The sequence below is a fragment of the Roseateles sp. GW821-FHT02E12 genome (genome assembly GCF_059421665.1).
In genome coordinates, this window is the sequence record NZ_JBWKVK010000003.1 from 872760 (window position 1) to 890779 (window position 18020).

Annotated in this window: 14 protein-coding genes; 9 read left to right on the plus strand and 5 right to left on the minus strand. The window is 67.9% G+C overall.

Annotated elements, in window-relative coordinates; all coding sequences use genetic code 11:
* The first annotated feature begins 29 nt into the window (after positions 1–29).
* The 6 genes from AC07V5_RS21925 (at position 30) to AC07V5_RS21950 (ending at position 7253) form a co-directional block, all read left to right on the plus strand.
* Positions 30–2012 carry a DNA topoisomerase IV subunit B gene (locus tag AC07V5_RS21925; protein ID WP_495117827.1) on the plus strand — a complete coding sequence of 661 codons (1983 nt, stop codon included), beginning with the start codon at positions 30–32 and terminating at the stop codon, positions 2010–2012.
* Positions 2012–3043, plus strand: coding sequence for a histone deacetylase family protein (locus AC07V5_RS21930; protein ID WP_495117828.1), 1032 nt, complete (start codon positions 2012–2014; stop codon positions 3041–3043). Before AC07V5_RS21925 ends, AC07V5_RS21930 begins: the two co-directional genes overlap by 1 nt.
* Complete coding sequence (locus tag AC07V5_RS21935) at positions 3040–3564, plus strand: GNAT family N-acetyltransferase (RefSeq protein ID WP_495117829.1); 525 nt, start codon at positions 3040–3042, stop codon at positions 3562–3564. The genes AC07V5_RS21930 and AC07V5_RS21935 overlap by 4 nt, the downstream gene beginning before the upstream one ends.
* A complete protein-coding gene (locus tag AC07V5_RS21940) occupies positions 3561–4214 on the plus strand; it encodes a lytic transglycosylase domain-containing protein (RefSeq protein WP_495117830.1) in 654 nt (217 codons plus the stop codon). Before AC07V5_RS21935 ends, AC07V5_RS21940 begins: the two co-directional genes overlap by 4 nt.
* The gene (parC, locus tag AC07V5_RS21945; protein WP_495117831.1) at positions 4211–6550 is read left to right on the plus strand and encodes a DNA topoisomerase IV subunit A; all 2340 of its coding nucleotides are present in this window, start codon (positions 4211–4213) and stop codon (positions 6548–6550) included. The genes AC07V5_RS21940 and parC overlap by 4 nt, the downstream gene beginning before the upstream one ends.
* A gap of 202 nt (positions 6551–6752) precedes the next feature.
* A complete protein-coding gene (locus AC07V5_RS21950) occupies positions 6753–7253 on the plus strand; it encodes an FxDxF family PEP-CTERM protein (RefSeq protein ID WP_495117832.1) in 501 nt (166 codons plus the stop codon).
* Here AC07V5_RS21950 and AC07V5_RS21955 read toward each other — a convergent pair whose 3' ends face one another.
* The 4 genes from AC07V5_RS21955 to AC07V5_RS21970 form a co-directional block, all read right to left on the minus strand.
* On the minus strand, positions 7254–9251 hold the full coding sequence (locus AC07V5_RS21955) for an alpha/beta hydrolase family protein (protein ID WP_495117833.1): 1998 nt from the start codon (positions 9249–9251) through the stop codon (positions 7254–7256).
* A gap of 53 nt (positions 9252–9304) precedes the next feature.
* Complete coding sequence (locus AC07V5_RS21960; protein ID WP_495117834.1) at positions 9305–11323, minus strand: alpha/beta hydrolase family protein; 2019 nt, start codon at positions 11321–11323, stop codon at positions 9305–9307.
* A 65-nt stretch (positions 11324–11388) separates the two neighbouring features.
* The gene (locus tag AC07V5_RS21965) at positions 11389–11883 is read right to left on the minus strand and encodes an outer membrane protein assembly factor BamE (RefSeq protein ID WP_495117835.1); all 495 of its coding nucleotides are present in this window, start codon (positions 11881–11883) and stop codon (positions 11389–11391) included.
* Between the two features lie 7 nt (positions 11884–11890).
* A complete protein-coding gene (locus AC07V5_RS21970; RefSeq protein WP_495117836.1) occupies positions 11891–12931 on the minus strand; it encodes a quinone-dependent dihydroorotate dehydrogenase in 1041 nt (346 codons plus the stop codon).
* 124 nt (positions 12932–13055) lie between these two features.
* Between AC07V5_RS21970 and AC07V5_RS21975 the strand changes: the two genes are divergently transcribed.
* Positions 13056–14798 carry a zinc ribbon domain-containing protein gene (locus AC07V5_RS21975; protein WP_495117837.1) on the plus strand — a complete coding sequence of 581 codons (1743 nt, stop codon included), beginning with the start codon at positions 13056–13058 and terminating at the stop codon, positions 14796–14798.
* Here AC07V5_RS21975 and AC07V5_RS21980 read toward each other — a convergent pair.
* The gene (locus AC07V5_RS21980) at positions 14795–15739 is read right to left on the minus strand and encodes a LysR family transcriptional regulator (protein WP_495117838.1); all 945 of its coding nucleotides are present in this window, start codon (positions 15737–15739) and stop codon (positions 14795–14797) included. The two genes, AC07V5_RS21975 and AC07V5_RS21980, sit on opposite strands and share 4 nt — an antisense overlap.
* Positions 15740–15841: 102 nt before the next feature.
* Between AC07V5_RS21980 and AC07V5_RS21985 the strand changes: the two genes are divergently transcribed.
* Both AC07V5_RS21985 and AC07V5_RS21990 read left to right on the plus strand, forming a co-directional pair.
* Positions 15842–16765 carry a DMT family transporter gene (locus AC07V5_RS21985; RefSeq protein ID WP_495117839.1) on the plus strand — a complete coding sequence of 308 codons (924 nt, stop codon included), beginning with the start codon at positions 15842–15844 and terminating at the stop codon, positions 16763–16765.
* A 30-nt stretch (positions 16766–16795) separates the two neighbouring features.
* Positions 16796–17917, plus strand: a complete 1122-nt coding sequence (locus AC07V5_RS21990) for a 3-deoxy-7-phosphoheptulonate synthase (RefSeq protein ID WP_495117840.1) — start codon at positions 16796–16798, stop codon at positions 17915–17917.
* Positions 17918–18020: the final 103 nt, after the last annotated feature.

An 18020-nucleotide genomic window follows, 5' to 3' on the forward strand; every position in this document is an offset into this window, starting at 1 on the left:
TCGGCGCGCCTCCATAGAATCCCGCCCCTATGTCGAGTCGTCCGCCTTCCTCTCCTGCCGCTTATGGCGAAGCCTCCATCCGTGTTCTGAAGGGCCTGGAGCCCGTCAAACAGCGGCCGGGCATGTACACCCGCACCGAGAACCCGCTGCACTGCATCCAGGAGGTCATCGACAACGCCGCCGACGAGGCGCTGGGCGGTTTCGGCAAGCGCATCGACGTGACCATGCATGTCGATGGCTCGGTGTCCATCGCAGACGACGGCCGTGGCATTCCCTTTGGCCTGCACCCCGAGGAGGGCGTGCCCGTCGTCGAGATCGTCTTCACGCGGCTGCACGCCGGCGGCAAGTTCGACAAGGGCTCGGGCGGCGCCTACAGCTTCTCGGGCGGCCTGCACGGCGTTGGCGTGTCGGTGACCAATGCACTGGCCAAGCGGTTGGAAGTGGCGGTCTGGCGCGACAAGCAGGTGGCCGGCATCGCCTTCGAGCATGGCGACGTGGTGCAGCAGGTGGTGGCCCGCCCGGCCGCCAGCGGCGACCGCAAGCAGGGCACGACGGTCCGCGTCTGGCCCGAGGCGAAGTATTTCGAGAGCGCCGAGCTGCCCAAGCATGAGCTGGTGCATCTGCTGCGCTCCAAGGCCGTGCTGATGCCCGGCGTCACCGTCACGCTGAAGATCGAGAAGACCGGCGAGACGACCACGTGGCTCTACAAGGCCGGCCTGCGTGACTACCTGGCGCAGTCGCTTAGCAGCGACCCGCTGATCCCGCTGTTCGAGGGCGAAGGCTTTGCCACGGCCGGCGAGAGCGAGAACTTTGCCGAAGGCGAGGGCGCGTCGTGGTGCGTGGCCTTCACCGAGGACGGCGCGCCGCTGCGTGAGAGCTACGTCAACCTGATCCCGACCGTGGCCGGCGGCACGCACGAGTCGGGCCTGAAGGACGGCCTGTTCGGCGCGGTCAAGGGCTTCATCGAGATGCACTCGCTGCTGCCCAAGGGCGTGAAGCTGATGCCCGACGACGTGTTCTCTCGCGCCAGCTTCGTGCTGTCGGCCAAGGTGCTGGACCCGCAGTTCCAGGGCCAGACCAAGGAACGCCTGAACTCGCGCGATGCGCTGCGCTTGGTGTCGGCCTACGTGAAGCCGGCGCTGGAGCTGTGGCTCAACCACCATGTGGACCATGGCAAGAAGCTGGCCGAGCTGGTCATCAAGCAGGCGCAAACTCGGCAACGCGCCAGTCAGAAAGTTGAAAAACGAAAAGGCTCTGGCGTGGCCGTGCTGCCCGGCAAGCTGACCGACTGCGAGAGCCGCGACCTGCTGCACAACGAGGTCTTCCTCGTCGAGGGCGACTCGGCCGGCGGCAGCGCCAAGATGGGCCGCGACAAGGAGACGCAGGCCATCCTGCCTCTGCGCGGCAAGGTGCTGAACTCCTGGGAGGTGGAGCGCGACCTGCTGTTCAAGAACAACGAGATCCATGACATCTCGGTCGCGCTGGGCGTGGACCCGCACGGCCCCAACGACACGCCGGATCTGAGCGGCCTGCGCTACGGCAAGGTCTGCATCCTGTCGGACGCCGACGTGGACGGCTCGCACATCCAGGTGCTGCTGCTCACGCTCTTCTTCCGCCACTTCCCCAAGCTGGTTGAGACGGGCCATGTGTTCATCGCCCGCCCGCCGCTGTACCGCGTGGACGCGCCGGCCCGCGGCAAGAAGCCGGCGGCCAAGCTCTACGCGCTGGACGAGGGCGAACTGACCGCGACGCTGGACAAGCTGCGCAAGGAAGGCGCCCGTGAGGGCTCGTGGAGCATCAGCCGCTTCAAGGGCCTGGGCGAGATGAACGCCGAGCAGCTGTGGGACACGACGTTGAACCCGGAAACGCGCCGCCTGTCGCGCGTGGAGTACGGCCTGCTCGACTTTGGCGCCACGGTGGACGCCTTCAACAAGCTGATGGGCAAGGGCGAGGCAGCGTCGCGCCGCGAGCTGATGGAACTGCACGGCGACGCGGTGGAAGTGGACGTTTGATGCAGACGGTCTACAACGCCAGCCACGCGGCTCATGCGGCAACGCATGAGTTCTTCCGCGGCCGCCTGGTGCCGGCGTTCGAGATCCCGGCGCGTGCCGACTACATCCTGCAGGCGGTGCAAACCGCGGGCCTGGGCGACGTGCTCGCGCCGGTCGACCATGGCCGTGCTCCTTTGGAGAGGGTGCATTCGGCGCGCTATCTGAACTTCATCGAGGGCGCGCACGCCCAGTGGCTGGCCATGGGCGGCGAGGGCGATGCCTTCCCGGCCGTCTGGCCGGTGCGCTCGCTGCGCAGCGACGTCGAGCCGGCAAGCTTTGCGGCACGCATGGGCCTGTATTCGATGGACAGCGGCACGCCGCTGACGGCTGGCAGCTGGGTCGCGGCCTATGCCGGCGCGCAGGCTTCGTTGACCGCGTTGGACCTCGTGCTGGCCGGCCAGCGCTCGGCCTATGTGCTGACCCGCCCGCCCGGCCACCATGCCGGTGCCGATTTCTTCGGCGGCTATTGCTTCATCAACAACGCCGCCGTCGCCGCCCAGGCGGCACGCGACGCGGGCCTGGCGCGCGTGGCCATCCTGGACGTGGACTACCACCACGGCAACGGCACCCAGGCCATCTTTTACGACCGCGCCGACGTGTTCTACGCCAGCGTCCACGGCGACCCGCGCACCGAGTTCCCGTTCTTCCTCGGTCATGCCGACGAGACCGGTGCAGGCGAGGGCGCGGGCTTCAACGCCAACTTCCCATTGCCGGTGGGCGTGGCCAATGACGACTGGTTCGCCGCGCTGGACGCAGCCCTGGCTCGGCTGACGGCCTACAAACCCGATCTCCTCATCGTGTCGCTGGGTGTGGACACCTACGGCGGCGACCCGATCTCGCACTTCAAGCTGGACGAGCCCGAGTTCCGCGCGATGGGCCAGCGCCTGGCCGCCTTCGGCGTGCCGACGCTCTTCATCCAGGAAGGCGGCTACGCCACCGAGGCTATCGGCCGCAACGTCGTCGCCGTGCTGCAAGGCTTCGAGGGCGCATGAGCCTCAGACTGCGCCCGACCATGCTGTCCGACCTCGACTGGGTCGTCTCGGTCGAGCGCGACGGTGCGAACCTGCCCTTCATCACGCCCTGGGAGCGCACCCAGCATGAAGGCGCCATCCGCTTCCCCGACTCCCGGCACTTCATCGTGGAGGAGGGGGATGCGCTAGAACGCATCGGCTTCGTCATCCTCCAAGGCTGCCGCAATCCGAACGGTTCGGTCGAGCTGAAGCGCCTGGTGCTGCAAGCCAAGGGCCGTGGCCTGGGGCGGGCCGCGGTGCGGCAACTCAAGGCCATGGCCTTCACGCAGCTGAAGTCCCACCGCTTCTGGCTGGACGTGAAGGCGCTGAACACGCGAGCTTTCGAGCTGTATCGCAGCGAAGGCTTCGTCGAGGAGGGCCGGCTGCGCGAAAGCGTGCGCGTGACGACCGACGGCGCCGATGGCTACGACTCGCTGATCGTCATGTCGCTGCTCGACCGCGAGTACCAGGCGCGTGTGGCACTCGGGCTGGAGGGCGCATGAAGGTGGCTCTGCTCCTGCTGCTTGCCCTCGCGCTTCCTGCGCATGCCGAGCTGTGGGGCTATGTCGACGCGACCGGCGTGGCCCACTTCGCGCCGCGCCAGCTGAGCGCCCGCTACACGCCGGTGCTTGGCAGCGTCGGCATGCAGCGCGTGCCGGGCAAGGCCGACGCCGGGCTGGCCCTGCTGAACTGGCTGGACATCGCACCCGAAGTCAAAGCCGTGCAACCCTGGGTGCGCGAGGCCGCCGCCCAGCACGGCGTGGACGCCGAACTGCTGAAGGCCATCATTGCGGTGGAGTCCGGCTACCAGCGCGGTGCCGTGTCGCCGCGCGGCGCTATGGGCCTGATGCAGATCACCCCTGAGACGGCCACCCGTTACGCAACGCCGGCCGACGCCGCGCGGTTGATCGAGCCCCGCATCAACATCCAAACCGGCGCGCGCATGCTGGCCGACCTGCTGCGCCGCTTTGGCCGCATCGACGCGGCACTGGCGGCCTGGAATGCCGGCGAGGGCGCCGTGCGCCGCGCCGGCAACCGCGTGCCCGACATCGACGAAACCCAGGCCCATGTGCATCTCGTTCTCGAGCTGTACTGGGCCCTGCTGCAGCAGAGCCAGCCGGCCCGCGCGCAGCGTTTGACCTTGCATCCATGAGTTCCCAGACCCCCATCGATTTCAACTCGCCCACCGACGGCGGTTCCAACGGCGGCGACAGCAACGCGCTGACGCTGGCCGCCTACGCCCAGCAGGCCTATCTCGAATACGCGCTCAGCGTCGTCAAGGGCCGTGCCCTGCCGTCCTATTCCGATGGCCAGAAGCCCGTGCAGCGCCGCATCCTCTATGCGATGAAGCTGCTGGGCCTGGGCTGGAGCGGCAATTCCGGTGCCAAGCCCGTCAAGGGCGCGAAGGTCGTTGGCGACGTGCTGGGCGACTTCCATCCGCACGGCGACCAGTCCGTCTACGACGCCCTGGTGCGCATGGCCCAGGACTTCTCGCTGCGCTATCCGCTGATCGACGGCCACGGCAACTTCGGCAGCCGTGACGGCGACGGTGCCGCGGCGATGCGCTACACCGAAGCCCGCCTTGCTCCCATCGCCCGGCTGCTGCTGGACGAGATCGATGAGGAGACGGTGGACTTCCGCGCCAACTACGACGGCCGGCTGCAGGAGCCCATCGAGCTGCCGGCGCGGCTGCCCTTCGTGTTGCTGAACGGCGCGAGCGGCATTGCCGTGGGCCTGGCAACCGAGATCCCCAGCCACAACCTGCGTGAAGTGGCGGCCGCTGCGGTCGCGCTGCTGAGAGACGACAAGCTGTCCGACGACGCGTTGTTCGATCTGGTGCCGGGCCCGGACTTCCCCGGCGGCGGCCAGTTGATCAGTGCGGCAGAGGAAATCCGCGCTGCCTACACGACCGGCCGCGGCAGCCTGAAGGTGCGCGCCCGCTGGAAGATCGAGGACCTGGCCCGCGGCCAGTGGCAGCTCGTCGTGACCGAGCTGCCGCACGGCACCAGCGCGCAGAAGGTGCTGGAAGAGATCGAGGAGCTGTCCAACCCCAAGGTCAAGGCTGGCAAGAAGACGCTGTCCGCCGAGCAGCTGCAGCTCAAGGCCGGGCTGCTGGCCGTGCTGGACGGCGTGCGCGATGAGTCCAGCAAGGATGCGGCCGTGCGCATCGTCTTCGAGCCCAAGAGCCGCACGGTCGAGCAGCAGGACCTGATCAACGCGCTGCTGGCCCACACCAGCCTGGAGACCAGCGCCTCCGTCAACATGACGATGATCGGCGCCGACGGCCGGCCGACGCAGAAGAGCCTGCGCGAGGTGCTGACCGAATGGGTCGGCTTCCGCCAGACGACGATTCGCCGTCGCACCGAGCATCGCCTCGCTCACGTCAACGACCGCATCCACGTGCTCGAAGGCCGGCAGCTCGTGCTGCTGAATATCGAGGAGGTCATCAAGATCATCCGGGAATCGGATGAACCGAAGCCCGCGCTGATCGCCCGCTTCAACTTGAGTGATCGCCAGGCCGAGGACATCCTTGAAATCCGGCTGCGTCAGTTGGCGCGGCTGGAGGCCATCCAGATCGAGCAGCAGCTGGCCAAGTTCCGCGACGAGCGCACGAAGCTGGAAGACATCCTCGGCTCGCCGGCAGCGCTGCGCCGCACGGTCATCAAGGAGATCGAAGCCGACGCCAAGCAGTTCGGCGACGACCGCCGCACGCTGATCCAGGCCGAGAAGCGCGTCACCGCCGAGGTGAAGATCGTCGACGAGCCCGTCACCGTCATCGTCAGCCAGAAGGGCTGGGTGAGGGCGCTCAAGGGCCACGAGGTCGACGTCGCGGCCCAGACCTTCAAGGCCGGTGATGCGCTGTGGGGGCATTTCCGCTGCCGCAGCGTGGACCCGCTCATCGTCATGGGCGGCAATGGCCGCGTCTACTCGGTGCCGATCTCGGCCCTGCCTGGCGGCCGCGGCGATGGTCAGCCCATCACGACGCTGATCGAGCTGGAGAGCGGCACGCAGATCGCGCACTACATCGCGGGCTCACCCGCAACGCGCATCGTCATGGCCGGCTCCACCGGTTATGGCCTCATCGCCCAGATCGGCGACCTCGTCGGCCGCCAGAAAGCCGGCAAGACCTTCCTCGCGCTGGATGAAGGCGAGACGCCGCTGCTGGCCTTCGTGCCGACCGATGCCGTTGCGCTGCAACTCGGCGTGCTCAGCGCCCAGGGGCGGTTGCTGAGCTTCCCGCTGGACGAGCTCAAGCACCAGCCCAAGGGCGGCAAGGGCCTGATGCTGATGGACCTGGAGGACAAGGACAGCGTCGTGTCGGTCGCCTGCTTCACGACCCAGCTGCGCGTGCTCGGCAGCGGCCGTGGCGGAAAACCGCGCGAGGAGTCGCTGAGGAACCAGTCCCTGGCGGCTCACGCCGGCAAGCGGGCTCGCAAGGGCAAGGCCGTGGATGGCCTGCAAAAAGTCGCGCGGCTCAGTGTCGACTGACGATGCATATGCGCTCAGTAAACGTGTCAGCACACGGTGACTTGGCGCACAACTGACAATGCCTAGCGTTCTATTTACATGCCGCTACAACATAGCGGCCGGCCTCCCTAAGCCGAAGGGTGTCGCTAGGGTTTACGTGGCTTCGCTGCACTGCACAATGAAATTGGCGGTTGTGCTTGACCGTCAAGTCAGGAGCTACGCAATGAAGTTGAAATCTATCGCCGCCGCATCAGTGGTGGCACTTACCGCGCTGAGCAGCCAGGCTGCCAGCACGGCCTGGGGGCAGCACGATCTGCTCGAAAGCGCCCTCGGCCTCACGGCCGGCGGGATCATCTTTGACACCTTTTCGTTCTCGCTGGGCGCTCAGTCCGACGTGGCGAGCAGCCTGAGTTCCCTGGGCGCCATCGGTGCAGGCACGTACAGCCTGTTCTCGGTGGGTGTTGACGGCCTGGTCGGCACGGTCGACGACATCGGCTTCGGTGCCTGGACCTATGCCGGCGCACCGACGGTTCACACCGTGTCGCTGGCCGCTGGCGATTACTACTACTCGGTCTTCGGCAACGCCGCTGGTGTTGCTGCCTACTCCATCAACTCGGCGGCATCGGCTGTGCCGGTGCCCGAGCCCGAGACCTACGCCCTGCTGGGCGCGGGCCTCGGCGTCATCGGCTTCGTCGTGTCGCGCCGCCGCCGCGACGACCGCTGATCACGGCTTGACCGGAGCGCCACCGATGTGGCGCTCCAGAAAGCGCTCCACGCGCCCCCAGAAGTCCTTGTTCGTCTCCAACGAGCGCCAGCCATGGCCCTCGTTGTCATAGACGACCCACTCCAGGCCCCGGTAGCCCACCGCTTCCAGGGCCTTTTTCATGTCGATGCCCTGCTGCAGTTCGACGCGGCGGTCCTCGGCGCCATAGGCCATCAGCAGCGGCTGCTTCAACTGCGCCGCGAGCTTGACTGGGGCGTTGGCCGCCAGCATGGGCGCATCGGCGACCGGGTCACCCACGGTCAGCTTCAGGTCGTTGTCCTTGAAGATACTCTCGACGTCCGTCCTGCTGCGGCTGAACATATAGGCCGGGTCCGTCACGCCGACCCAGTCGATACCGCAGGCGAAAAGCGCCGGATCGCGGATCAGACCCATCAAGGTCGCATAACCGCCATAGCTGGCACCGGCGATGCAGATGCGCTTGGGGTCGGCCAGGCCCTTGTCGATGGCCCATTTCGCGGCGTCTGCGAGGTCGTGCTGCATCGCCTGGCCCCACTGCTTGCGGCCGAGGTATTGGTGCCCGGTGCCGTAGCCGGTGCTGCCCCGGAACTCGGGCTCGATGACCAGATATCCGCGATTAGCCAGGAACTGGGCTTCGCCCTCCCAGAACCAGTGGTTGCCGCGCCCCCACGGGCCACCGTGCACCAGCACCACGGCCGGGCGGGGGCCTGCTGCGCCCAGCGGCCGCGTCAGCTGCACGGGCAGGGACAAGCCGTCACGCGCGGTGATGCGCAGCACCTCGCGTGGCGCCATGTCGGCGGCGCGCAGGCTCGGGCGGGAGCGGAACAGCGTGCTCAGCTTGCGCTCGGCACGGTCGTACACGTAGATGGTCTCGGGCTGCCGGTCGGAGGCCGCATGCACCAGCAACCGGTTGTCTCTGAGGCAGTCGGAGCAGCCGATGTGGTTGACCGTGGCCGGCAACTGCTTGTCGATCTCTGCCTGCAGGGCCTTCATGTCCTTGTCGAACCAGGCGGTGTCGGCGGCGTCGGCTTCATAGCCCAGGCCCAGCAGCCGATGGGTCTGGGGATCGAGGATGACACGGCCGCGCCAGTCGTAGCCCGGGATGTTGAGCAGCGTCTCCCCCTTGCCTTCAGCCGTGGTGCGCAGCCGCTGCACGACGCGGGTGTCGCCGTCGGCTTCATAGGTGCTCACCAGCAGGTCGCCGCCGCTCAAGCGCGCCAGTGGGTCCGGCATGGCGTCGATGTTGCGGCGCCCCGTGCGCCACAGTTTCCAGCTCTGGCTTTCAGCGTCGAAAAGATGAATGCCGAAGTTGGCGCCGCTCACGGTCACGCAGGCCTCCGGTCGGCCCTTGCCGTCGACCACCCATTCCCAGACGTTGGCCGGCACGTTCTGGGTGACGAGGGAGAGCCTGCCGCTGCGCGTGTTGTAGCGGCCCAGCACCACGTGACTGAACTCGCCGGTGGATTGCCACTCGGCACGCTCCAGCATCAGGTCTTCGCTGCCGTCCTTCAGGGCACGCAGCAAACGCCAATCCCAGGGCAGCAGCTTGTCAAAAGCCGACTTGTTCCTGGAGATGAAATGATCGGGACGGTCGGCGATCAGGGGCTTGCTCTCGCCGCTGGTCAGGTCCAGCAGCCACAGCCCGGTCGCGATCGGCTCATCGCGCAACTTGTGAGCCTGTCCGGTCTGGAAGACCAGCCGCGTGGGGCTCAACCAGTGCGTGCTGACGATGTCGAGATCGTTGACCGCCGCAGCCAGTCGGGTGCCGTTGACGTCGTCAAGCTTGACCAGCGCCAGCTGCGTGCGTTCACCCGGGCGATTGACCAGCACCGCCACTTGGCTCATGTCGGGCGACAGCGTCGCACGCTCGAACATCGGCGGGCTCATGAAGGCCTCGATGGGCAGCCTGGGTGCTTGGGCCCAGCCGCTGGCAGCCGATAGCAAAGCCAGCGTGATGCTGGCTCGCGCTATGAATCTCATGACTTCTCCCTGAAAACGGGGCGGAGCCTAATCGACCGCGCCGCTGCAGCCGCTCAGGGCTTGACCGGAGCGCCGCCGATGTGGCGCTCCAGGAAACGCTCGACGCGCCCCCAGAAGTCCTTGTTCGTCTCCAGCGAGCGCCAGCCATGGCCCTCGTTCGGGTAGACGACCCACTCCAGGCCCTGGTAGCCCGCAGCTTCCAGGGCCTTCTTCATGTCCACGCCCTGCTGGGCCTCGACGCGGCGGTCCTCGGCGCCGTAGGCCATCAGCAGCGGCTGCTTGATCTTGGCCGCCTGCCGCACAGGCGAGTTCTCGGCAAACATCTGGGCATCCTTCTCAGGGTCGCCAATCAGCGTCTTGAGATCGTGTTCCCACAGGCGCTGGATGTCGGTGCGGCTGCGGCTGAACATCGCATCGAGGTCGGTCACGCCCACCCATTCAAAGCCGCAGCGGAAGAGCTCGGGGTTGCGTACCAGGCCCATCAGCGTCGCGTAGCCACCGTAGCTGGCGCCGGCGACGCACAGGCGTTTGCCGTCCGCAAAGCCCTTGTCGACCGCCCATTGCGCCGCGTCGGCCAGATCGGCCTGCATGGCCTGGCCCCACTGCCGGCGGCCGAGGTTCTCGTGCCGCACGCCATAGCCCTCGCTGCCGCGGTATTCGGGCTCGATGACCAGGTAACCACGGTTGGCGAGGAACTGGGCCATGCCGTCCCAGTACCAGTGATTGCCGCGCACCCAGGGGCCGCCGTGCACCAGCACGACGGCAGGCCTCGCGCCGGCGGCGCCCAGGGGCCTGGTCAGCTGGACAGGCATTTCCAGCCCGTCGCGCGTCTTCACGCGCAGCACTTCGCGCGGCGCCATGTCGGCGGCCTTCAGCGTCGGGCGCGAGCGGAACAGCGTCTTGAGCTGGCGACCGTCGCGGTCGTAGGCGTAGATGATTTCCGGCTGCCGGTCCGACGCCGCGTGGATGAGGACGCGCCGGTCCTTCAGGCAGTCGCGGCAGCTGAGGTGATTCACCGTCGCGGGCAGCAGCTTGTCGATTTCCGCCTGCAAGGCTTTCATGTCCTTGTCGAACCAGGCGGTGTCGGCGGCGTCGGCCTCGTAGCGCAGGCCCAGCGGCCGGTCGCTGTCGCGGTCGAGCACGACCTCGCCGCTCCAGTCATAGCCGGGAATGCTCAGCAGCGTCTGTCGCGTTTCGCCGGCTGCGGTCAGGCGCTGGACGATGCGGATGTCACCCTTGGACTCGGCCCGGTCGTAGCCGGCCACCAGCAGGTCACCGCCTGGCAGGCGTGCCAGCGGCATGGGCATCGCGTCGATGTTGCGGCGCCCGGAGCGCCAGAGCTTCCAGGACTTGCTGTCGGCGTCGAAGAGGTGGACGCCGAACCCGGCACCTTCATACGTGATGCAGGCCTGGGGCTGCCCCTTGCGGTCCACCAGCCAACGCGCCACGTGGTTGGGCACGTTGTCCGTGATCAGGGTCAGCTTGCCGGTTCGGGTGTTGAGCCGCCCCAGCACCTCGTGGCTGAACTCGCCCGTCTCGTCCCAGGTGTAGCGCTGCACCATGACGTCGTCGCTGCCGTCATCCAGCGCGCGCAGCAGCCGCCAGTTCCAGGGCAGCAGCTTGTCCACCGCCTCCTTGACGCGCGTGCCGGTCTGGGCCTGGCCGGGGTTGATGTTGAACCGGGTGGAGATCAGCTGCTTGACGTCGCCGCTGGGCACATCCAGCACCCACAGGCCCACGGAGACCGGCGTGTCGCGCAGTTCGTGGCGCTGGCCGGCCTGGAAGACCAGTCGCGTCGAGCTCAGCCAGTGGATGCTGGCCACGTCGAGCTGGTCGACGGCGGCGACGACATCGGTCGGGCTGTCGTCGTCCACGCGCGCCAGGGCGAGCTTGGTGCGCTCCCCGGGGCGGTTGACGAGCACGGCGACGCGGCTCTGGTCCGGCGACAGCACGGCGCGTTCGAAGGCGGGCGCTCCGAAGAAGGCCGCGATGGGCAGCTTGGGCGCCTGGGCCCAGCTGCAGACAGATGACAACAGGGCCAGTGCGATGCCGGCCTTTGACATGGATCTCATGACTTCTCCCTGAAAAACGGGGCGAAGCCTAATCGATCCAGCGGCCGGAATTTAGGGTCAGGCCTTCATTCGTCGAAGAAGGGCATGCGGCTCGGGAACACCATGCTCTGCGTCGTGCGCACGACGAGCCCGTCCTTGAAGTGGACATTGAAGCGCAGGCCGTAGCCGGCCTGGTCCGGCTCGATGGTCCAGTCCCAGACGTCCTCGCCGCTGTTGCGGAAAAACACCCGTGTGCGTTCGCGGCCGAGGATGCGGCTGACCTGCTCGGGCGTCATGCCGGGCTCGATGCGCGCACGGCCGGCGGGGGCGAGGCCGTCCTCGATGCCGAGCAACCGGCCATCGGCCGTGAGGCGGGCCATGTAGGCATGCCGGCCCATGGGTTGGCTCGAATACTCCAGCGTGCGGCCGCCATCGGCCTCGGGCCAGATGCGCCCCGGTGCGCCGTAGATGGCGACGATGTCCGCCTCGCGGCTGACGCCGGGCTGCAGCCGCGCATCGCGGTCCGGCGTTGCGCAGCCGGCGAGCAGCGCGAGGCAGAAGGCGAGGGCGGCGAGGCGCATGGCGGTGTCAGCGTTGGGCCAGGGCCCTCGCGCAGTCGCTGACGAGGGCCGGGCCCTTGTAGATGAGGCCGGTGTAAACCTGCACAAGGTCGGCCCCGGCCTCGATCTTGGCGCGCGCGTCGGCGCCGCTCAGCACGCCGCCCACGCCGATGATCGGATAGCCCGCCGGCAGCGCCGCGCGCAGCAGGCGGATGACGCGGTTGCTGGCCTCGAAGACCGGTGCACCCGACAGGCCGCCCGTCTCGTTCGCATGCTGCATGCCCTGCACCGCATCACGGGCAATCGTCGTGTTCGTCGCGATGACGCCGTCGATGCCGTTGGCGGTCAGCGTCTGCGCGATGACGGCGACCTGGTCTTCCTCCAGGTCAGGCGCGATCTTGACGAACATCGGCACGCGTCGGCCGCTCTGCGCGTCCAGCTGCTGCTTGCGCTTCTGCAGGGCGCCGAGCAGCGCGTCCAGCGCCGCATCGCTCTGCAGCGCGCGCAGATTCTTGGTGTTGGGGCTGGAGATGTTGACGGTGATGTAGTCGGCATGCGGATGCACGCCGTCCAGGCCCAGCAGGTAGTCGTCGGCCGCGTTCTCGATGGGCGTGGCGGCGTTCTTGCCGATGTTCAGCCCAAGGATGCCGCCGGCCTTGCGGAAACTGTGGGCACGCTGCACGTTGGCGACGAAGCTCGCCAGGCCCTCGTTGTTGAAGCCCAGGCGGTTGATCAGCGCGTTGGCCTCGGGCAGGCGGAACATGCGCGGCTTGTCGTTGCCGGGCTGGCCCTTGGGCGTCACGGTGCCCACCTCGATGAAGCCGAAGCCCATCGCGCCCAGGCCGTCGATACAGCGGCCGTTCTTGTCCAGGCCGGCGGCCAGGCCGATGCGGTTCGGGAAGCGCAGGCCGGCAATCGTCACCGGGTCGCTGATGCGTTCGCCGCACCAGAGCAGCTGCGCGGGCGTGTTCTGCAGCTTGGCGATGCTGTTCAGCGTCAGCTCGTGGGCGTGCTCCGGGTCCAGGCCGAAGAGGAAGGGGCGGGTGAGGGCGTAGGGGATCAGCGGCATAGCCCGCAATTCTCTCAGCCGCTGCCAACTAGCTGGCCCAAGTGCATTACGCTGGGGCGCTACCGGCGGTGCCGCGTGCAATGGCTTGCCGGTCCAGCGGATCACTTCAAACAAGGAGCTCCACTTGAGCTACGACTACAGCTCGGCCGGCGCCACGCTGGAGCTACCCAACCCCTACAAGGTTCAGAACCACCTGTTGCTGGCGTCCAGCGCGGTGCTCGTCTTGGCGGGGCTGTACGTGTTGGTGGCCGCCAGGCACTCGCTGGCGCCTATCCCGTTGGGTATTGGCATCGCGCTGCTTTTCGTTGGCGTGTTGGCAGCGGGCGTGGCAGCCAAGCGGCTGCGCTTTTTCTTCGGTCGCGGCCGGCCGCATTCCCTGGCGCCGGACATCCCACAGGCCGCCAGCGGCAACTCGCCCGCGGCGGATGAAATCAAGCGCTTGCTGCGGGAGGGGGCGCTGACCTATCCGGAGCCGTCCGGCGCCATCGATGGCGTGCTGTACCACTGGGTGCCCAAGCTCATCACGGCGCCCTTGCCCGTGCAGAGCCAGGCTCGGAGTGCTTTTTTCAACGTGTGCGCCATGGTGGCGGCCTCGCTCAGCTTCGTGCTGGCCTGGGGCGTCTTCGGGGCGGAGGCCAGCCGGCCGCTGCTGTCGGCGGCTTACTTCGCCTTCGGGCTGGTTTTTCTGCTTCGCCCTTTCCTGGGCGGCGGGCGGGCCGAACTCAGCACCCGCACCCTGGTGCTGTTGATCGTGGCAGCCGTGATCGGGCCTGCTGTCGTGAGCATGCTCAGCAAGGGGCTGCCGGTGCTGCCGTTCTCGCTGGCGCCGCAGACCTTCATGCTGCTGATCTCGGGCACGGTGGCTTCGGGGCTGCTGTTGCTCGCCTCACTGAACCAGATCGCGCCGCCGCCGCCCACGCAGACGAGTTCGGAGCAGTTGCGCCTGTCGCTGAATGTGCCGCCGGGGCTGTTGCTGGACGAGCTGGAACGCCGGATGCAGGAGCAGTGGACGGAACGCATCCCGAATCGACGCTATGCGCGTGGCGTGCCGAGCATCCAGCCCGAACTGCATTCCGGCGCGTTCAGCGGCGAGCTACTGGAGGAATCGCAGCCCATCCCCATGCCGAACATGGTGCCGGCGTCGGTTCTGCAAGCCCTGGGATCGGAGCGCCACCGCTTCCTGGCCGCCCTCGACCTCTACGCGATGGTGCTCACGCTCGTGGCCAGCGTTTGTGGTTGTCTGGTTGCCCAGCGCGCGTTGCAGGAGCAGGAGCTGCCACTGCAGTTGCTTGGCGCGTCGACCATCTTCCTGGTGGTCGCAGGCTTCTGCCTGCGTTCGTCCGCGCAGCTGTGGGGGCGTTTCGACTTCCAATCCGCCATGACCTGGGTCGAGATGGAAGGCACCTACCAGACGGCCAGCGTTGGCACGGGCAACCAGTTCACCGCCCGCGTGCAAACGAGCAACCAGATCGTGCGCACCGAAGCCATGACCTTGCGCGTCTGGCGGGCTCGTATCGAGTCCGTCGTGTTCGGCAAGGATGGATCGCGCCAGATCACCGCGATGTTCTCGACCGATGCCGAGGCGAAGGAGCTGGGCCAGCATCTGAGCGATTTCGGCCGCAGTCGAGCCAGCCTGGTGGCACCCAACAGCGCCGAGGACATGAATCGCATCGCCGCGCTCGCGCAGACGGAACGAGCGCTCACGGGTGCCGTGGGTGCGCCGGCGCTGCAAGGTGAGGTGGCCACTTTGCTGGCCTCGCCCGGCAGCGCCGAGGCGCCAGCGCAGCAGCTGTTCTGCCGGCACTGCGGAGCGCGCAACATGCCAGACGCGCGTTTCTGCCAAGGGTGCGGTGAAAAAATCGGTTAGCTCTCTCGATCCCACGGCGGCACCTCGCCCATCTTCTCCAGCATGAAGTCGATCAGCGCCCGCACCTTGGGCGCCGGGTGGCGGCTGGGCAGGTAGACGGCGTAGAGGGTGTCGGCGTCGGCCAAGCCGCCCACGGGCTGCCAGTCGGGCAGCACGGCCTTCAGTCGGCCGGCGCGAAGGTCGGCGCCGATGGCATAGGTGGGCAGCACGGCCAAGCCCATGCCGGCCAGGGTCGCCACGCGCAGGGATTCGCTGCTGTTGGCAGTCAGTCCGCTTTCGAAGCGCAGGGCGCCGCGGGTCTCGACCTCGGTCTCGCCGGCTTCGGCGTGTCGGAAGCGCCAGCGGTCAGGCGACTGGAGGTAGCCGAAGCGCAGGCAGCGGTGGCCGGCGATGTCGGCCACCGTCTTCGGCTCGGCATGGGCTTCGAGGTAGGCCGGCGCCGCACACAGCACGAAGCGGATGGCGGCCAGCCGCCGCGCCACCAGCCCGTCGGACGGCTTGTGCGTCAGCCGCAGCACGACGTCGAAGCCTTCCTCGGCCAGGTCCACATAGCGGTCGTTCAGCCCCAGCACGACGTCGATCTGCGGATGCCGGGCACAGAACTCGGCCATCAGCGCCGTGAACTGCAGGTTGCCGAAAGCCGTGGACACCGACAGCCGCAGCACGCCGCGCGGTTCGTCGCGGCGGCCGGCCAGTTCGGTCTCCAGCGCCAGGCTTTCGTCCAGCAGGCGCAACGCGCGCTCGTAGACGCTGCGGCCCTCGGCCGTGGGGCTGACGCTGCGCGTCGTGCGGTGCAGCAGCCGGGTGCCGAGCTGGTCTTCCAGCCGCACGACCTGTTTGCTGACAGCCGACTTGGTGGTGCCCAGCAGCCGCGCGGCGCCGGAGAAGCCGCGTGCGTCGACGACGCGGGCAAAGGCTTGCAGGTCTTCGAGTCGGCCCATCTCATCGTGCTCCGTTTGGAAACTCTGAATCGACTTTTTGCTGGATTGTGTCTTGTATCGCTGGTTTCTAGAGTCGAGCCCTGCCTTTTCAAAGGAGCTGCCATGTCCACCACCTTGTCGCCCTGCATGGCCCGGTCGTTCCGACCCAGCCTCTCGGCGCAGCTGCTGTCTGCCGTTGCCGCGTCCAGCCTGCCGTTGCTGTTCATCCTGCTGTGGAGCAGTGGCTACGTGGCGGGCAAGCTGGCGCTGCCGCACACCGGGCCGTTGACGTTGCTGACGCTGCGCTTCGGCCTTGCCGCCGTCGTGCTGCTGGCTGTCGCCGCCGCCACCGGCGCGCCCTGGCCGCACCGTGCGCGCGGCTGGGGGCACTTGGCCGTCGTTGGCCTGCTGATGCAGGTGCTGCACTTCTCATGCATCTACTTCGCGCTGCAGTGGGGCCTGAGCGCCGGCGTGGCCGGCCTGCTGATCGGGCTGATGCCGCTGGCCACCGCGCTGGGAGCGCATCTTTGGCTGGCCGAGCGCATCGGTCGGCACCAGTTGCTGGCACTTCTCGGCGGCCTGATGGGTGTGGCCCTGGTCATTGCCGACAAGCCCTTGAACGGCGCCTGGACGGCCTACGCCGTCGCGGGCCTCGGGCTGCTGGGTCTCGTCGCAGGCACGCTCTACCAAAAGCGCTTCTGCGCCCACATGGACCTGCGCAGCGGCGCCGGCATCCAGATGGCCGTGTCAGCCCTGGCCGTGGCCGCGGTGGCCGGGCCGACGGAAGGCTTCGCCATCGACTGGGCGCCCGAGCTGATCGGCTCCTGGCTGTGGCTGGGCCTGGTCAACTCCATCGGCGCCTTCAGCCTGATGTTCATCATGATCCGCCGCGGCCAGGCGGGGCAGGTGGCGCGCCTCTTCTTCCTGATCCCGGGCGTGTCGGCGCTGATGGGTTTCGTGCTGCTGGGCGAGCGGTTGGAGCCCCTGGCGATGGCCGGATTCGGGCTCTCTGCGCTGGCCGTGTGCTTTGCTGCCGCCAAGCGGTGAAAATGCGAGGCTTCCCTGGGAGCCCTGCACATGAAACCCCTCGACGACCCCCACCACGACCGCGAAGCCGGCTCCCGCGATGAGACGCGCGACACGACCCGCACCGACGACACCCGCATCGGCGCCGTCCGCGCACTGATCAGCCCGGCCCTGCTGCTTGAAGAGCTGGCCATCCCCGACGCGACGCTGGAGCTGGTCGAGCGTGCCCGCCAGGAGATCAGCGCCATCCTGCATGGCCGTGACGACCGCCTGCTCGTCATCGTCGGCCCTTGCTCCATCCACGACCACGACCAGGCGATGGACTACGCCCGCCTGCTGAAGACGGCGCGCGAGGAGCTGAGCCGCGACCTGCTGATCGTCATGCGCGTGTACTTCGAGAAGCCGCGCACGACGGTGGGCTGGAAGGGCTACATCAACGATCCGCGCCTGGACGGCAGCTTCCACATGAACGAGGGCCTGCGCCTGGCGCGCCAGCTGCTGCTGGACGTCAACGAGCTGGGTCTGCCGGCCGGCACCGAGTTCCTGGACCTGCTGTCGCCGCAGTACATCTCCGACCTGATTGCCTGGGGCGCCATCGGCGCGCGCACGACCGAGAGCCAGAGCCACCGCCAGCTGGCCTCGGGCCTGAGCTGCCCGGTCGGCTTCAAGAACGGCACCGACGGCGGCATCAAGGTCGCCAGCGACGCCGTGCTGGCCGCCAGCAGCGCCCATGCCTTCATGGGCATGACCAAGATGGGCACGGCCGCCATCTTCGAGACGCGCGGCAACGAGGACTGCCACGTCATCCTGCGTGGCGGCAAGGCGCCCAACTACGACGCAGCGTCGGTCAACACCGCTTGCGACGCGCTCAAGACCTCGGGCCTGCGCGAGCAGGTCATGATCGACTTCTCGCACGCCAACTCCAGCAAGAAGTACGAGCGCCAGATCGATGTCGGCCGTGACGTGGCAGGCCAGATCGCGGGGGGTGACCAGCGCATCACCGGCGTCATGATCGAAAGCCATCTGCAGCCTGGCCGGCAAGACCTGGCCGAGGGCCAGACCAAGGCCGACCTGAAGCCCGGCGTGTCCATCACCGACGCCTGCCTGGGCTGGGCTCAGACCGAGCCACTGCTGCGCGAACTGGCCGCCGCCGTCCAAAAGCGCCGCAACTGACGCCGGCTTGGCGCCACTGGCGCCATCCAAGGCCCACCCGTCGCAGCGCGCTCGCGCCGCGGCGGGGCGGTTTCCAGAATTCAGCCATTCCCACTGCTGAACC

Bases quoted from the DNA above. Each gene is read 5' to 3' on its own strand.
- AC07V5_RS21925 (WP_495117827.1), top strand. From the start codon at position 30: ATGTCGAGTCGTCCGCCTTCCTCTCCTGCCGCTTATGGCGAAGCCTCC.
- AC07V5_RS21930 (WP_495117828.1), top strand. From the start codon at position 2,012: ATGCAGACGGTCTACAACGCCAGCCACGCGGCTCATGCGGCAACGCAT.
- AC07V5_RS21935 (WP_495117829.1), top strand. From the start codon at position 3,040: ATGAGCCTCAGACTGCGCCCGACCATGCTGTCCGACCTCGACTGGGTC.
- AC07V5_RS21940 (WP_495117830.1), top strand. From the start codon at position 3,561: ATGAAGGTGGCTCTGCTCCTGCTGCTTGCCCTCGCGCTTCCTGCGCAT.
- parC (WP_495117831.1), top strand. From the start codon at position 4,211: ATGAGTTCCCAGACCCCCATCGATTTCAACTCGCCCACCGACGGCGGT.
- AC07V5_RS21950 (WP_495117832.1), top strand. From the start codon at position 6,753: ATGAAGTTGAAATCTATCGCCGCCGCATCAGTGGTGGCACTTACCGCG.
- AC07V5_RS21955 (WP_495117833.1), bottom strand. From the start codon at position 9,251: ATGAGATTCATAGCGCGAGCCAGCATCACGCTGGCTTTGCTATCGGCT.
- AC07V5_RS21960 (WP_495117834.1), bottom strand. From the start codon at position 11,323: ATGAGATCCATGTCAAAGGCCGGCATCGCACTGGCCCTGTTGTCATCT.
- AC07V5_RS21965 (WP_495117835.1), bottom strand. From the start codon at position 11,883: ATGCGCCTCGCCGCCCTCGCCTTCTGCCTCGCGCTGCTCGCCGGCTGC.
- AC07V5_RS21970 (WP_495117836.1), bottom strand. From the start codon at position 12,931: ATGCCGCTGATCCCCTACGCCCTCACCCGCCCCTTCCTCTTCGGCCTG.
- AC07V5_RS21980 (WP_495117838.1), bottom strand. From the start codon at position 15,739: ATGGGCCGACTCGAAGACCTGCAAGCCTTTGCCCGCGTCGTCGACGCA.
- AC07V5_RS21985 (WP_495117839.1), top strand. From the start codon at position 15,842: ATGTCCACCACCTTGTCGCCCTGCATGGCCCGGTCGTTCCGACCCAGC.
- AC07V5_RS21990 (WP_495117840.1), top strand. From the start codon at position 16,796: ATGAAACCCCTCGACGACCCCCACCACGACCGCGAAGCCGGCTCCCGC.